This is a genomic window from Mycobacterium cajalii (assembly GCF_045809005.2).
GTDB lineage: Bacteria > Actinomycetota > Actinomycetes > Mycobacteriales > Mycobacteriaceae > Mycobacterium.
Genome location: NZ_CM141436.1, coordinates 5,115,822 through 5,129,888 on the forward strand (window position 1 = coordinate 5,115,822; position 14,067 = coordinate 5,129,888).

General features: G+C 70.5%; 12 protein-coding genes. 7 read left to right on the forward strand and 5 right to left on the reverse strand.

Annotation, left to right across the window (positions count from 1 at the left end; translation table 11 throughout):
- Positions 1 to 3: 3 nt before the first annotated feature.
- The 5 genes from ACJ512_RS24220 to rpmF all read right to left on the reverse strand — a co-directional run bounded on the left by ACJ512_RS24220 (position 4) and on the right by rpmF (position 4,551).
- The gene (locus tag ACJ512_RS24220; RefSeq protein ID WP_407685066.1) at positions 4 to 561 is read right to left on the reverse strand and encodes a MogA/MoaB family molybdenum cofactor biosynthesis protein; all 558 of its coding nucleotides are present in this window, start codon (positions 559 to 561) and stop codon (positions 4 to 6) included.
- On the reverse strand, positions 561 to 1,973 hold the full coding sequence (locus ACJ512_RS24225) for a S1C family serine protease (RefSeq protein WP_407685065.1): 1,413 nt from the start codon (positions 1,971 to 1,973) through the stop codon (positions 561 to 563). Before ACJ512_RS24225 ends, ACJ512_RS24220 begins: the two co-directional genes overlap by 1 nt.
- A gap of 78 nt (positions 1,974 to 2,051) precedes the next feature.
- Positions 2,052 to 3,608: a HAMP domain-containing sensor histidine kinase gene (locus ACJ512_RS24230; protein ID WP_407685064.1), complete on the reverse strand. Its 1,557-nt coding sequence runs from the start codon at positions 3,606 to 3,608 to the stop codon at positions 2,052 to 2,054.
- A 16-nt stretch (positions 3,609 to 3,624) separates the two neighbouring features.
- Positions 3,625 to 4,314, reverse strand: coding sequence for a two-component system response regulator MprA (mprA, locus tag ACJ512_RS24235; protein WP_407685063.1), 690 nt, complete (start codon positions 4,312 to 4,314; stop codon positions 3,625 to 3,627).
- Positions 4,315 to 4,377: 63 nt separating this feature from the next.
- On the reverse strand, positions 4,378 to 4,551 hold the full coding sequence (rpmF, locus tag ACJ512_RS24240) for a 50S ribosomal protein L32 (RefSeq protein ID WP_369737198.1): 174 nt from the start codon (positions 4,549 to 4,551) through the stop codon (positions 4,378 to 4,380).
- A 223-nt stretch (positions 4,552 to 4,774) separates the two neighbouring features.
- Here rpmF and ACJ512_RS24245 point away from each other — a divergent pair, with 223 nt between their 5' ends.
- The 7 genes from ACJ512_RS24245 (at position 4,775) to ACJ512_RS24275 (ending at position 14,066) form a co-directional block, all read left to right on the forward strand.
- The gene (locus ACJ512_RS24245) at positions 4,775 to 6,481 is read left to right on the forward strand and encodes an acyclic terpene utilization AtuA family protein (protein WP_407685062.1); all 1,707 of its coding nucleotides are present in this window, start codon (positions 4,775 to 4,777) and stop codon (positions 6,479 to 6,481) included.
- Complete coding sequence (locus tag ACJ512_RS24250; protein ID WP_407685061.1) at positions 6,478 to 7,626, forward strand: acyl-CoA dehydrogenase family protein; 1,149 nt, start codon at positions 6,478 to 6,480, stop codon at positions 7,624 to 7,626. The genes ACJ512_RS24245 and ACJ512_RS24250 overlap by 4 nt, the downstream gene beginning before the upstream one ends.
- 49 nt (positions 7,627 to 7,675) lie before the next feature.
- The gene (locus tag ACJ512_RS24255) at positions 7,676 to 9,271 is read left to right on the forward strand and encodes an acyl-CoA carboxylase subunit beta (RefSeq protein WP_407685060.1); all 1,596 of its coding nucleotides are present in this window, start codon (positions 7,676 to 7,678) and stop codon (positions 9,269 to 9,271) included.
- A gap of 5 nt (positions 9,272 to 9,276) precedes the next feature.
- A complete protein-coding gene (locus tag ACJ512_RS24260; protein ID WP_407685059.1) occupies positions 9,277 to 11,376 on the forward strand; it encodes an acetyl/propionyl/methylcrotonyl-CoA carboxylase subunit alpha in 2,100 nt (699 codons plus the stop codon).
- Positions 11,373 to 12,539 (forward strand): acyl-CoA dehydrogenase family protein, encoded by a 1,167-nt coding sequence (locus ACJ512_RS24265; protein ID WP_407685058.1) that lies wholly within the window; start codon positions 11,373 to 11,375, stop codon positions 12,537 to 12,539. The genes ACJ512_RS24260 and ACJ512_RS24265 overlap by 4 nt, the downstream gene beginning before the upstream one ends.
- Positions 12,539 to 13,354, forward strand: coding sequence for an enoyl-CoA hydratase family protein (locus ACJ512_RS24270; RefSeq protein ID WP_407685057.1), 816 nt, complete (start codon positions 12,539 to 12,541; stop codon positions 13,352 to 13,354). The genes ACJ512_RS24265 and ACJ512_RS24270 overlap by 1 nt, the downstream gene beginning before the upstream one ends.
- A 106-nt stretch (positions 13,355 to 13,460) precedes the next feature.
- On the forward strand, positions 13,461 to 14,066 hold the full coding sequence (locus tag ACJ512_RS24275; RefSeq protein WP_407685056.1) for a DUF1707 SHOCT-like domain-containing protein: 606 nt from the start codon (positions 13,461 to 13,463) through the stop codon (positions 14,064 to 14,066).
- The last annotated feature ends 1 nt before the right edge of the window (position 14,067 follow it).

Consider the following 14,067-nt stretch of genomic DNA (forward strand, 5'->3'; position numbering starts at 1 on the left):
GGGTCAGATCTCCAGGCTCGACAGCTGCCCGATGATCTGGGCGGCAAGGGGATTCAGCGTCGCCATTCCGTCGCGCACCGCGTAACGGGAACCGGCGAGGTTGACCACCAGGGTGCTTCCCGACACCCCGGCCAGACCGCGGGACAACCCCGCGTCGATGATCCCCGCGGACAGGCCCGAAGCCCGGATCGCCTCGGCGATGCCCAGGATCTCCCGGTCGAGAATCTCGCGGGTGGCCTCCGGTGCGACATCGCGCGGCGTGACGCCGGTGCCACCGACGGAGACCACCAGATCCACCCCGCCGATCACCGCGGTGTTGAGCGCGTTGCGGATCTCGACCTCGTCGGCCTCGACCGCCACCACCCCGTCCACGACGAACCCCGCCTCGGTCAACAATTCGGTGACCAACGGCCCGCTGTGGTCCTCGTCGCCGTGCGCGGTGCGGTCATCGACCACCACCACCAGCGCCCGGCCGACCACCAATTCCGCACCCGGCTCCATGGGAGCAACCGTATATCCGAGCTCCGACAGCGGCCCCGCCGAGGGCTCCTCGACCCGCATCACTGATCCGCCTTGCCGAGCGTGACCTGGACGGTCCGGCTGCCGCCACCGGCGGGATCCTCGAAGGTCAGCGTGATCTTGTCGCCCGGCGCTTTGGAACGCACGGCGGCGACCAGCGCGTCGGCGCTGTTGATCGGGCGGTCGTCGACTTTGGTGACGACGACGCCCTTGGGCAGGCCGGCGCTCGCGGCGGCACCGCCCTGCACGACTTCGACGACCTTGGCGCCCGGGGAGCCCTTGTCGTTCGTCACCTGCACACCCAGCGACGCGTGCGACGCCTTGCCGCTGCTGATCAGCTCGTCGGCGATGCGCTTGGCCTGGTCGACCGGGATGGCGAAGCCGAGCCCGATCGACCCGCTCTGGGCATCCGGCGAGTCGGCGCCGAGGGTGGCGATCGCCGAGTTCACCCCCACCAGCTGGCCGCTCATGTTGACCAGGGCGCCACCCGAGTTACCCGGGTTGATCGCCGCGTCGGTCTGGATCGCGTCCAGCACGGTGTTCTGGTTGCCCGCCTCGCCGGTCGTGGACACCGGTCGGTTGAGGGCGCTGACGATGCCGGTCGTCACCGTGCCGGACAGGCCCAGCGGCGACCCGATCGCCACCACCGGCTGGCCGACACGCAGATCCGAGGAGGAGCCCAGCGAGATGGGAGTGAGCCCGGAGACGCCCTGCACGCGGATCACGGCGATGTCGCTGGTCGGGTCCGTGCCCACCACCGTGAAGGGCGCGGTGCGCCCGTCGGAGAACGTCACCGTCGTCTTCGGCGCCGGATTGACGGGTCCGCCCGGCGGCTTGCCCTGACCCGGGCCCGCGGCGGCCGCGACCACGTGGTTGTTGGTCAGGATCAGCCCGTCGGAGGACAGGATGATGCCCGAGCCCTCCTCTGACTGGCGACCCAGGTCGGTCTCGAGCATGACGACGCTGGGCACCACCTTGGCGGCGACCTGTTCGACACTGCCCGCCGGCATGTTGGCCGCCGGGACGCTGGGGGCGGCCCCGATGACGCGGCCGCCGTGCCCGCCGGTCGAGTGCGCGCCCAGCTCGACGACCGTGGCCGCGGCACCGCCGATGCCGGCCGACACCACGGCGATGGCCAGCGCGCCGGCGGCCAGCAGGCCCCCACGGGAGCGCTTCTCGCGTACCGGAGGGGGGCCCATCGGGGGCAGCATCCCGGGTATCGGCCCCGTTCCGGTACCGCCGGGCACGGAACCCGGCCCGCCGCCACCGAACGGATCGTGGGGCCGGCGGTACTGTGCCGTCGGCGAGGGCTGGGACTGCGGGTAGCGCCAGTCGTACTGCTGGTTGTACGGGTGCTGCTGCCCCTGGGCGTAGGGGCCTCCGGGCTGGTTGGGCGCGGTGCGGTAGCCCGGCTGCTGCTGCGGCGGTGGCGAATACCTCGGGTGATTCGTCATGTCGCTAAGTTCGCTCTTCCTGTAAATGTCGGCTGGTGTGGGCACGACTCGACCTGAATTCCAACAGTAACTGCACAACTACCTTGCGCGCGCGGACTGAGAGTCCACTGAGATAACGTTCGCCGATTCCCCAGAGTTCGCCGTGTTTCCCGGCGCGGGCGCGCCCGGGCCGGAGTGAGCCCCGCGATCGTCGGGGCCGAAATCCGCGGCGGCCGGCGCGTAGGGCCCGCCCGGCATGGGCCGGCCGGGAAGCACCACGTAGATCGCGGTCCCCGGAGGCTGCCCGCCCGGCACGGTGTCTTCGACGCGCAGCATCCCGCCGTGCTTGAGCACGACCTGCTTCACGATCGCCAGCCCCAGGCCCGAGCCCGGCATGGCCCGTGCGGTCGTCGACCGGTAGAAGCGCTCGAACACCAGGCGGCGTTCCTGCGGCGGAATCCCCGGACCGTAATCCCAGACCACGAATTCGGCGTGCGAGTCGTCGAGCTGCCTCATCCCGACGCCGACGCGGCCGCCCGGCGGGCTCCACTTGGCGGCGTTGTCCATGAGGTTCAACGCCGCACGCGACAGCCCCGCCGAGTCACCGTAGACCTGCCACGGGATGACCTGGACGTCGAACTGGATGTCGTTGCGCCGCCGCTTGACCCGCTCGAGGCTGCGATCCACCACCTCGGACATGTCCACCAGCTCGTGCACCACCTGGCCGGCGTCGTCGCGGGACAGGTCCACCAGATCGCCCACCAGGGTGGACAGTTCCTCGATCTGCGCGAGCACGTCGGCGCGCAGATCCACCATCTCCTGCTCGGGCAGCCGCGGCGCGCCCGGTTCCATCGAGGCCATCAGCAGCTCGACGTTGGTGCGCAGCGAGGTCAGCGGCGTGCGCAGTTCGTGCCCGGCGTCGGTCACCAGCCGGGCCTGCCGCTCCCGCGACTCGGCCAGTGCCCGCAACATCAGGTTGAACGCCTCGGTCAGCCGGGCCAATTCGTCGCTGCCGACCACCGGGATGGGCCGCAGATCGTCGGTGCGCGCCACCCGTTCGGCCGCGGCGGTCAGGCGGGCCACCGGGCGCAACCCGGCTTTGGTCACCATGCCGCCGGCGACCGCGGCGACCACGACACCGATGCCGCCCACGATCAGCAACACCCAGCCCACCTGGTTCATCACCGCCTGGGTGGGCTTGAGGCTCTTGGAGATCAGCAGCGTGCTGCCGTTGGGCAGGTGGATGGCCAGTATCCGCTGATCGGACGCGGTGCGCCGCGACATCAACAGCTCACCGTTGATCACGGCCTTCTCCGGCGGGCCGACCGGGAGCGTCTGACCCGGCTGCTGGGCGGTGTAGACGGAGTGGCCCGGGTTCACCAGCATCGCGTTGACGTCGGAATAGGCGCTGCCCTCGATGGCTTTCCCGGGGTCGGCGCCCAGCGACCCGCTGGCGATCATCAGCTGCGCCCGGCTCTGCAGCTGATTGTCGATGTCCTTGTACAGCGCCGCCGATACCGAGGCGTAGACGGCGAAGTCCATCAACAGGACGACCATCACGCCCGTCGACATCGCCATCAGCATCACCCGCCACCGCAGGGACAGCGAACTGGCGGGCCGCCAGGCGGTGCGACGTCGCCGGTTGAACCGGATCATCGCGGGAACGGACTCATCACGGCGGCGTCTCCCGCAGCACGTAACCCACGCCGCGCACCGTGTGGATCAGCCGGGGCTCGCCCTCGGCCTCGGTCTTGCGGCGCAGATACCCGACGTAGACCTCCAGCGCGTTGCCCGAGGTGGGGAAGTCGAAGCCCCACACCTCCTCGAGGATGCGGCTGCGGGTGAGCACGCGGCGCGGGTTGGCGATCAGCATCTCCAGCAGCGCGAACTCGGTGCGGGTCAGGCTGATCTGCCGTTGCCCGCGGGTCACCTCGCGGGTCACCGGGTCCAGGGCCAGGTCGGAGAACCGCAGGGCGATCGACTCGGCGGCGGCGTCGTCGGGTTTGGTGCGGCGCAGCAACGCGCGCATGCGCGCCAACAGCTCTTCGAGCGCGAACGGCTTCGGCAGGTAGTCATCGGCCCCGGCGTCCAGGCCCGCGACGCGCTCGGAGACCGAGTCGCGGGCGGTGAGCACCAGAATCGGCAGGTCGTCGCCGGTGCTGCGGAGCTGGCGGCATACCTCCAGGCCGTCCAGCCGCGGCATCATCACGTCCAGGACCAGGGCGTCGGGCCGCTCGGCCGCGATCTTGTCGAGGGCCTCGACCCCGTCATGGGCGAGCTCGACCGAATAGCCGTTGAAAGAAAGTGACCTGCGCAGCGACTCACGCACCGCGCGGTCGTCGTCGACGACCAGTATCCGCACGGCCATCAGTCTGGTCCCGGCGCCTGAGAGCGGCCTGAGAGGCGCGCCGGGTGTCCGGCGGGATTAACGCTTGTCGAGATCGATGAGGCCGAGGCGGGCCGCCTTGAGCAGCCGGCGGGGCAATTTGTGCCGCTGGCCCGCCACCGTCACGCCGACGAGCTCGGTGCGGGTGGCCTTCCACTGCGCGCGGCGGCTTCGTGTGTTGGCGCGCGACATCCTGCGCTTGGGTGTGGCCATGGTCGGGCCTTACTCCTCATTCGGGCTTCTGGTGGGCATGTCGCGGCGTGGCCGGGCGGGCCGGACGAGCGACGATTGCCCTTCAGGATAGTCGCTGGCCTCGTGGGCGCCAAAATGGGCCGCGCGCGCCGGCGCAGCAGCCTTGACGCGGCACCGGCCGCACCCGCTAACCTACCGGTTGGTTGGTTGTGCTCAGCGGTGAGTCGAGGAACGGAGGGCGCCCATGGCTTCTGCTTCCGGTGCTCCCGTCCGGATCGCGAACTGCTCCGGCTTCTACGGCGACCGCCTGTCGGCGATGCGCGAGATGCTGACCGGCGGGGACGTGGACTTCATCACCGGTGACTACCTGGCCGAACTGACCATGCTCATCCTGGGCCGCGACCGCATGAAGCACCCGGAGCGCGGCTACGCCAAGACCTTCTTGACCCAGCTCGAGGACTGCCTCGGCGAGGCCCGCGACCGGGGTGTCCGCATCGTGGCCAACGCCGGCGGCCTCAACCCGGCCGGGCTGGCCGACGCCGTGCGGGCCCTGGCGGCGCGGCTGGGCATCGACGCCCGGGTCGCGCACGTCGAGGGCGACGACCTGGCGCCGCGCGCAGCCGAACTCGGGCTCGGCTCGCCGCTGACGGCCAACGCCTACCTGGGCGCGTGGGGCATCGTCGACTGCCTCGACGCCGGGGCCGACGTCGTGGTCACCGGCCGGGTCACCGACGCCTCGGTGACGGTGGGCGCCGCGGCCGCGCACTTCGGCTGGAACCGCACCGATTACGACCGGCTCGCCGGCGCCGTGGTCGCCGGCCACGTCATCGAATGCGGCGTCCAGGCCAGCGGCGGCAACTATTCGTTCTTCACGGAAATCCCCGACCTCGGCCACGCCGGCTTCCCGCTGGCCGAGGTCCACGCCGACGGATCCTCGGTGATCACCAAGCATCCCGGCACCGGCGGACTGGTCAGCGTCGACACCGTCACCGCGCAGTTGCTCTACGAGATCGGCGGCGCCCGCTACGCCAACCCCGACGTCACCGCCCGGATGGACAGCATCGCGTTGGCCTCCGACGGACCCGACCGGGTGCGCATCAGCGGGGTACGCGGCGAGCCGCCGCCGCCCACCCTCAAGGTGTCGCTGAACAGCATCGGCGGGTACCGCAACGCCATGACCTTCGTGCTGACCGGCCTGGACGTCGAGGCCAAGGCCGAGCTGGTGCGCCGCCAGCTCGAGGCCGCGCTCACCGTCAAGCCCGCCGAGCTGGTGTGGACCCTGGCCCGCACCGACCACGCCGACGCCGACACCGAGGAGACCGCCAGCGCCCTGCTGCGCTGCGTCGTGCGCGACCCCGACCCCGCCAACGTCGGACGCCAATTCTCCTCGGCGGCCGTCGAATTGGCGCTTGCCAGCTATCCGGGATTTCACGTGACCGCCCCACCGGGCGACGGTCAGGTGTACGGCGTGTTCACCGCCGGATACGTCGATGCCGCCGGGGTGCCGCACGTCGCCGTACACCCCGACGGTTCCCGCACCGAAATCGACTGCGCCACTGACACTCTCGAGCTTTCGCCCGCGGACCCGCCGCCGCTGCCCGAGCCGCTGCCGGCAGGCCCGGCACGCCGCGTGCCGCTGGGCCGCATCGCCGGCGCCCGCAGCGGCGACAAGGGCGGCTCGGCCAACGTCGGGGTCTGGGTGCGCACCGACGAGCAATGGCGCTGGCTGGCGCACACCCTCACCGTGGAGGTGCTCGGGGAGCTGCTGCCCGAGGCGGCGGGCTTCGCCGTCACCCGCCACGTGCTGCCCAACCTGCGGGCGGTGAACTTCGTCGTCGACGGCATCCTCGGCCAGGGTGTCGCCTACCAGGCCCGGTTCGATCCCCAGGCCAAGGGACTGGGAGAGTGGCTGCGCAGCCGTTACGTCGAGGTGCCGGAAGGGCTTTTATGACTCTGTGGAACACCCCGGAACGCGACCAGCTGCGAAAGACGGTGCGCGCGTTCACCGAACGCGAGATCCTGCCGCGCGCCGACGAGTGGGAGCGCGCCGGCGAGCTGCCGCGCGAACTGCACCGCCGCGCCGGGGATGCCGGCCTGCTGGGCGCGGGCTTCCCCGAGGCGGTCGGCGGCGGCGGCGGGGACGGTGCCGACGCGGTGATCATCTGCGAGGAGGTGCACCAGGCCGGGGCCCCGGGCGGCGTTTTCGCCTCGCTGTTCACCTGCGGCATCGCGGTGCCGCACATGATCGCCTTCGGCGACCCGCGGCTGATCGAGGAGTTCGTCCGGCCCACGCTGGCCGGCGAGAAGATCGGCGCGCTGGCCATCACCGAGCCCGGCGGCGGCTCGGACGTCGGGCACCTGCGGACCACGGCGGTGCGGGACGGCGACCACTACGTCGTCAACGGCGCCAAGACCTACATCACCTCCGGGGTGCGCGCGGACTATGTCGTCACCGCGGTGCGCACCGGGGGCCCCGGCGCGGTCGGGGTCTCGCTGCTGGTGGTGGAGAAGGGCACGCCGGGTTTCGAGGTCAGCCGCAAGCTGGACAAGATGGGCTGGCGGTCCTCGGACACCGCCGAGCTGTCCTACACCGACGCGCGCGTGCCCGCGGCCAATCTCGTCGGCCCCGAGAACAGCGGGTTCCTGCAGATCGCCCAGGCCTTCGTGTCCGAGCGCATCGGCCTTGCCGCCCAGGCGTATTCGAGCGCCCAGCGCTGCCTGGACCTGACGGTGCAGTGGTGCCGCGACCGGGAGACGTTCGGCCGGCCGCTGATCTCGCGACAGTCGGTGCAGAACACGCTGGCCGAGATGGCCCGGCGCACCGACGTCGCCCGCGTCTACTCGCGCAATGTGGTCGAGCGCCAGCTCGCCGGCGAGACCAACCTGATCGCCGAGGTGTGCTTCGCCAAGAACACCGCCGTGGAGGCCGGCGAATGGGTGGCGCATCAGGCCGTCCAGCTTTTCGGCGGCATGGGCTACATGGCCGAATCCGAAGTCGAACGCCAGTACCGGGACATGCGCATCCTCGGCATCGGCGGCGGCACCACCGAAATCCTCACCGCACTGGCCGCCAAAACCCTGGGATATCAACAATGATCGCACCGCCTCCTCCGCATCGCTTCGCTCTGCATCGTCGGCGGTGGTCGTGACCGTATTGCACTCGACGCTGGACCCGCATGCCCCCGCCTACGCCGAGGCGGCGTCGGCGGCCAACGCCAGGCTCGACGAGATCGACGGCGAGCTCGCCAAAGCCCTTGCGGGCGGCGGCCCCAAGTACGTCGGGCGCCACCACGACCGCGGCAAGCTCACCGCGCGGGAACGCATCGAACTGCTCGTCGACCCCGACTCACCGTTCCTGGAGCTGTGCCCGCTCGCGGCCTACGGCAGCGCCTTTCAGGTCGGCGCCAGCCTGGTCACCGGCATCGGCGCGGTCTCCGGCGTGGAATGCATGATCGTCGCCAACGACCCGACCGTCAAGGGCGGGACCAGCAACCCGTGGACGCTGCGCAAGATACTGCGGGCCAAGAAGATCGCCCTGGAAAACCGGCTCCCGGTCATCTCCCTGGTGGAGTCCGGCGGCGCGGACCTGCCCACCCAGAAGGAAGTCTTCATTCCCGGCGGGCAGATGTTTCGCGATCTCACTCGGCTGTCGGCGGCCGGAATCCCCACCCTTGCATTGGTTTTCGGCAACTCCACCGCAGGCGGCGCCTATGTGCCGGGCATGTCCGACCACGTGGTGATGATCAAGGAACGCTCGAAGGTGTTCCTGGCGGGTCCGCCGCTGGTCAAGATGGCCACCGGCGAGGAGTCCGACGACGAGTCCCTGGGCGGCGCCGAGATGCACGCCCGCGTCTCCGGTTTGGCCGACTATTTCGCCGTCGACGAACTCGACGCGATCCGCATCGGGCGGCGCGTCGTCGCGAGGCTGAACTGGGTCAAGCAGGGCCCCGCGCCGGGCCCGGTGACCGAACCGCTGTTCGACACCGAGGAGCTGATCGGCATCGTGCCGCCGGATCTCCGCACCCCGTTCGACCCGCGGGAGGTGATCGCCCGCATCGTCGACGGCTCCGACTTCGACGAGTTCAAGGGAATGTACGGGTCGTCGCTGGTGACGGGCTGGGCCCGGCTGCACGGCTACCCACTGGGCATCCTGGCCAACGCCCGCGGCATCCTGTTCAGCGAGGAGTCGCAGAAGGCCACCCAGTTCATCCAGCTGGCCAACCGCTCCGACACCCCACTGTTGTTCCTGCACAACACCACCGGATACATGGTGGGCAGGGAATACGAAGAGGGCGGGATGATCAAGCACGGCTCGATGATGATCAACGCCGTCTCCAACTCGACCGTCCCGCACATCTCGGTGCTGATCGGCGCATCCTACGGTGCCGGGCACTACGGCATGTGCGGTCGCGCCTACGACCCCCGGTTCCTGTTCGCCTGGCCGTCCGCCAAGGCTGCGGTGATGGGCGGCGCGCAGCTGTCGGGCGTGCTGTCGATCGTCGCCCGAGCGGCCGCCGAGGCGCGCGGTCAGCAGGTCGACGAGGCGGCCGACGCCGCGATGCGCGCCGCCGTCGAGGGGCAGATCGAGGCAGAGTCGCTGCCCCTGGTGTTGTCCGGGATGCTCTACGACGACGGGGTGATCGACCCGCGCGACACCCGCACCGTGTTGGGAATGTGCCTGTCCGCTATCGCCAATGGCCCGATCAAGGGGACGTCGAACTTCGGCGTCTTCCGGATGTGAGCAGTATGGGAGTCACTCGGGTACTGGTCGCCAACCGCGGGGAGATCGCGCGACGGGTGTTCGCCACCTGCCGCAGGCTGGGCCTGGGCACCGTCGCGGTGCACACTGGCCCCGACGCGGCCGCCCCCCACGTCACCGAGGCCGACGCCCGGGTGCGGCTGGCGAACACCAACGACTATCTCAACGCCGACGCCCTGATCGCGGCCGCCCGCGCCGCCGGGGCCGACGCGGTGCATCCCGGCTACGGGTTCCTCTCGGAGAACGCCGACTTCGCTGCCGCCGTCACCGACGCCGGCCTTACCTGGATCGGGCCGCCCGTCGACGCGGTACGGGCGATGGGCTCCAAGATCGAGTCCAAGAAGCTGATGGCCGCGGCCGGCGTTCCGGTGCTCGACGAACTCGACCCCGATTCGGTCACCGAGGCACAGCTGCCGGTGCTCGTCAAGGCCTCCGCCGGCGGGGGCGGCCGCGGCATGCGTGTGGTCCGCGAATTGTCCGCGCTGCCCGGCGAAGTCGCTGCGGCCCGCCGGGAGGCGCAGTCCGCCTTCGGCGATCCGACCGTGTTCTGCGAGCGCTACCTGCCGACCGGCCACCACGTGGAGGTGCAGATCCTGGCCGACAGCCACGGAACCGTCTGGGCCGTCGGGGAGCGGGAATGCTCGATTCAGCGCCGCCACCAGAAGATCATCGAAGAGGCCCCCTCCCCCCTGGTCGAACGGACCCCGGGCATGCGGGACAAGCTGTTCGATGCGGCCCGGGTGGCCGCCGCCGCGATCGGTTACACCGGCGCCGGGACGGTGGAATTCCTGGCCGACGACAGCGGGGACTTCTTCTTCCTCGAGATGAACACCCGGCTGCAGGTCGAGCACCCGGTCACCGAGGAGACCACCGGCCTCGACCTGGTCGAACTGCAGATCGCGGTCGCCGACGGCCACGGCCTTGTCGCCGCACCGCCCGCCGCACACGGGCATTCAATCGAGGCGCGGCTGTATGCCGAGGATCCCGCCCAAGCCTGGCAACCGCAGGCCGGGGCGGTACACGCCTTCGAGGTGCCCGGGGTCCGCGCGCGGTTCGACACACTGGAGCGGCGCACCGGGATCCGGCTGGATTCAGGCATCGAGAGCGGCTCTACCGTCTCCATCCACTACGACCCGATGCTGGCCAAGGTCATCTCATACGCCCCGTCGCGGCGGCAAGCGGCGCTGCTGCTGGCCGACACGCTGGCCCGCGCTCGCGTGCACGGCGTGCGCACCAATCGCGACCTGCTGGTGAACGTGCTGCGGCACAAAGCGTTTCTGGACGGAGCCACCGACACCGCGTTTTTCGACAGCCACGGCCTCGCGGAACTTGCCGCCCCACTGGCCGACGCGGCGACGGTCCGCTTGTCGGCGGTGGCCGCCGCGCTCGCCGACGCCGCGCACAATCGCGCGACGGCGCCCGTGTTCGCCTCGATACCCGGTGGGTGGCGCAACCTCCCCTCGGGCTATCAGGTCAAGAGCTATCGCGACGACGAGGGCAACGAGCAGCGCGTCGAATACCGCTTCACCAGAACGGGATTGGTGATCGCCGGTGACGAGCCGGTGGGGCTGGTGTCCGTGGCGCCGCACGCGGTGGTGCTGACCGATGGCGCCGACGTGGCATACCGCTTCGGGATCGCGCGCTTCGGTGACGACGTCTACGTCGACTCACCGCTCGGCCCCGTCCACCTGGTCGCACTGCCCCGCTTCCCGGAGCCGGGCGCGGCCGTCGAACAGGGATCACTGGTCGCGCCCATGCCCGGCAACGTCATCCGGCTCGGCGCCGCCGTCGGCGACACCGTCACCGCCGGCCAGCCGCTGATCTGGCTGGAGGCGATGAAGATGGAACACACCATCACCGCGCCGGCCGACGGGATCCTGGCCGAGCTCAACGTGGGCGCCGGTCAGCAAGTCGAAGTAGGCGCCGTCCTGGGAGTGATCGCAAGCGCGGCGGAGCCGGGCGCAGCGGGTCACGACCATCCAAGCCTGGGAGTGATCGCAAGCGCGGCGGAGCCGGGCGCAGCGGGTCACGACCATCCGAACCTGGCACGAGTCGACGCGCCCGAAGCAGAAGGAGATCCACGGTGACCGCCACCAGCTTCATCGAGAACGAGGAACGCCGCGCCCTGCGCAAGGCGGTGGCCGAGTGGGCCTCCAACTACGGCGCCGACTACTACCTGCAGAAGGCGCGCGCACACCAGCACACCACCGAATTATGGTCCGAGGCGGGAAAACTCGGCTTCCTCGGCGTGAACCTGCCCGAGGAGTACGGCGGTGGCGGCGCCGGCATGTACGAGCTGTCGTTGGTGATGGAGGAGATGGCGGCCGCGGGCAGCGCGCTGTTGCTGATGGTGGTCTCACCGGCCATCAACGGCACGATCATCAGCAAGTTCGGCACCGAAGAGCAGAAGAAGCGCTGGATCCCGGGCATCGCCGACGGGACGCTGACGATGGCTTTCGCGATCACCGAGCCCGACGCCGGATCCAACTCGCACAAGATCACGACGACCGCCCGCCGCGACGGCGGCGACTGGATCCTCAAGGGCCAGAAGGTCTACATCTCCGGGATCGACCAGGCGCAGGCGGTGCTGGTGGTGGCCCGCAGCGAGGAGGCCAAGACCGGCAAGCTGCGCCCGGCGCTGTTCGTGGTGCCTACCGATGCGCCCGGATTCACCTACACTGCAATCGAAATGGAACTGGTCAGCCCCGAGCGGCAGTTCCAGGTCTTCCTCGACGACGTCCGGCTCCCCGCCGACGCGCTGGTCGGCGCCGAGGACGCCGCTATCGCCCAGCTCTTCGCGGGGCTCAACCCCGAACGCATCATGGGCGCGGCCAGCTCGGTGGGGATGGGCCGGTTCGCGCTCAAGAAGGCCGCCGACTACGTCAAGACCCGCCAGGTCTGGGGCACCCCGATCGGCGCGCACCAAGGCCTGTCACATCCGTTGGCGCAGTGTCACATCGAGGTCGAACTCGCCAAGCTGATGATGCAGAAGGCCGCGACGCTCTACGACGCCGGCGACGACGCGGGCGCGGCCGAGGCCGCCAACATGGCCAAATACGCCGCGGCCGAGGCCGCCACCCGCTCGGTCGACCAGGCCGTGCAGTCGATGGGCGGCAACGGGCTGACCAAAGAGTACGGCGTCGCCGCCATGCTGGCCTCGGCGCGGCTGGGACGGATCGCCCCGGTCAGCCGCGAGATGGTGCTGAACTTCGTGGCGCAGACCTCGCTGGGCCTGCCCCGGTCCTACTGATGGAGACGCTGGTCGACTACGCCGGGCCCGCCGACTGCGGCGGCCCAGTCGCCCGCCTGACGCTGAACTCGCCGCACAACCGCAACGCGCTGTCCAGTGCGCTCGTCGGCCAACTGCACCAGGGGCTGCGCGACGCCGCGGCGGACCCGGCCGTGCGGCTGGTGGTGCTCGGGCACGCCGGGGGCACTTTCTGCGCCGGGGCGGACCTGAGCGAGTCCGGCGGCGCGCACGGGCGAAGCGGGTCGCCACCATCGTCATACGACATGGCCGTCGCCCGGGCCCGCGAGATGACCGCGGTGATGCGGGCCATCGTCTCCTCGCCGCTGCCGGTGATCGCCGCCATCGACGGGCACGTCCGGGCCGGCGGGTTCGGCCTCGTCGGCGCCTGCGACATCGTCGTCGCCGGCCCCCGCAGCACGTTCGCGCTGACCGAGGCCCGCATCGGTGTCGCCCCGGCGATCATCTCGCTGACGTTGCTGCCGAAGCTGTCGGCACGGGCCGCGGCCCGCTACTACCTCACCGGCGCGACCTTCCACGCCGCCGAGGCGGCGGAGATCGGGCTGGTCACGATGGCCGTCGACGACGTGGACGCCGCGGTCGCGGGGCTGGTCGCCGACATCGGGCGCGGCTCCCCGCAGGGGCTTGCCGCGGCGAAGGCGCTGACCACGGCCGCGGTGCTGGAGGGCTTCGACCGCGACGCCGACCGGCTCGGCGCAGAATCGGCGCGGTTGTTCGTCTCCGAGGAGGCGCGCGAGGGAATGCTGGCGTTTCTCCAGAAGCGGCAGCCCAGCTGGGCGAGTTCGCCAGACGTCTAACAAAATAGCGGGCCCGACCTGGCCCGCGACCGCGCACAACCGTTGGGTAAGTTGCAGTTCAGCCAACCCTCTTGCAGCAAAATCTGGACGTCGTAGGCTCGTGGTGATGAGCAACTCAGCGCGACGCGATGCAAAGGACACGCGTGACGGATCGTCGCGCGCTGCCGACACCGATCGCATCCAGATCGCGCAGTTGCTGGCCTACGCGGCCGAGCAGGGCCGGTTGCAGCTCAAGGACTACGAGGAACGCCTGACCAAGGCGTATGCGGCGACGACGTACGAGGAGTTGGATCAGCTGCGCGCCGACCTCCAGGGTTGCTCGACGGTCAACCCCCGCCGGGGCGGCGCCGCCAACCCGGCGCCCTCCACGCTGCTGCTGGCGCTGGTGAGCGGATTCGAGCGACGCGGCCGGTGGAACGTGCCCAGGAAGCTGACCACCTTCACGTTCTGGGGCAATGGGGTCCTGGACCTGCGTTACGCCGATTTCACCTCGACCGAGGTCGAGATCCACGCCGTGTCGATCATGGGCATGCAGAACATTTTGCTGCCGCCGGAGGTGAACGTCGAGATCCACGGCCGCGGCGTGATGGGGGGCTTCGACCGCGCCGTCGTGGGCCAGGGCACCCCCGGGGCGCCGACCGTCCACATCCACGGCTTCTCCCTGTGGGGCGGGGTGGGGATCAAGCGCAAGGCCCGCAACCGCCGCCCCTAAC

Excerpts from the sequence above, each read along its gene's own strand:
- ACJ512_RS24220 (WP_407685066.1), bottom strand. The coding sequence starts at position 561 with ATGCGGGTCGAGGAGCCCTCGGCGGGGCCGCTGTCGGAGCTCGGATAT.
- ACJ512_RS24225 (WP_407685065.1), bottom strand. The coding sequence starts at position 1,973 with ATGACGAATCACCCGAGGTATTCGCCACCGCCGCAGCAGCAGCCGGGC.
- ACJ512_RS24230 (WP_407685064.1), bottom strand. The coding sequence starts at position 3,608 with ATGATCCGGTTCAACCGGCGACGTCGCACCGCCTGGCGGCCCGCCAGT.
- rpmF (WP_369737198.1), bottom strand. The coding sequence starts at position 4,551 with ATGGCCACACCCAAGCGCAGGATGTCGCGCGCCAACACACGAAGCCGC.
- ACJ512_RS24245 (WP_407685062.1), top strand. The coding sequence starts at position 4,775 with ATGGCTTCTGCTTCCGGTGCTCCCGTCCGGATCGCGAACTGCTCCGGC.
- ACJ512_RS24250 (WP_407685061.1), top strand. The coding sequence starts at position 6,478 with ATGACTCTGTGGAACACCCCGGAACGCGACCAGCTGCGAAAGACGGTG.
- ACJ512_RS24260 (WP_407685059.1), top strand. The coding sequence starts at position 9,277 with ATGGGAGTCACTCGGGTACTGGTCGCCAACCGCGGGGAGATCGCGCGA.
- ACJ512_RS24270 (WP_407685057.1), top strand. The coding sequence starts at position 12,539 with ATGGAGACGCTGGTCGACTACGCCGGGCCCGCCGACTGCGGCGGCCCA.
- ACJ512_RS24275 (WP_407685056.1), top strand. The coding sequence starts at position 13,461 with ATGAGCAACTCAGCGCGACGCGATGCAAAGGACACGCGTGACGGATCG.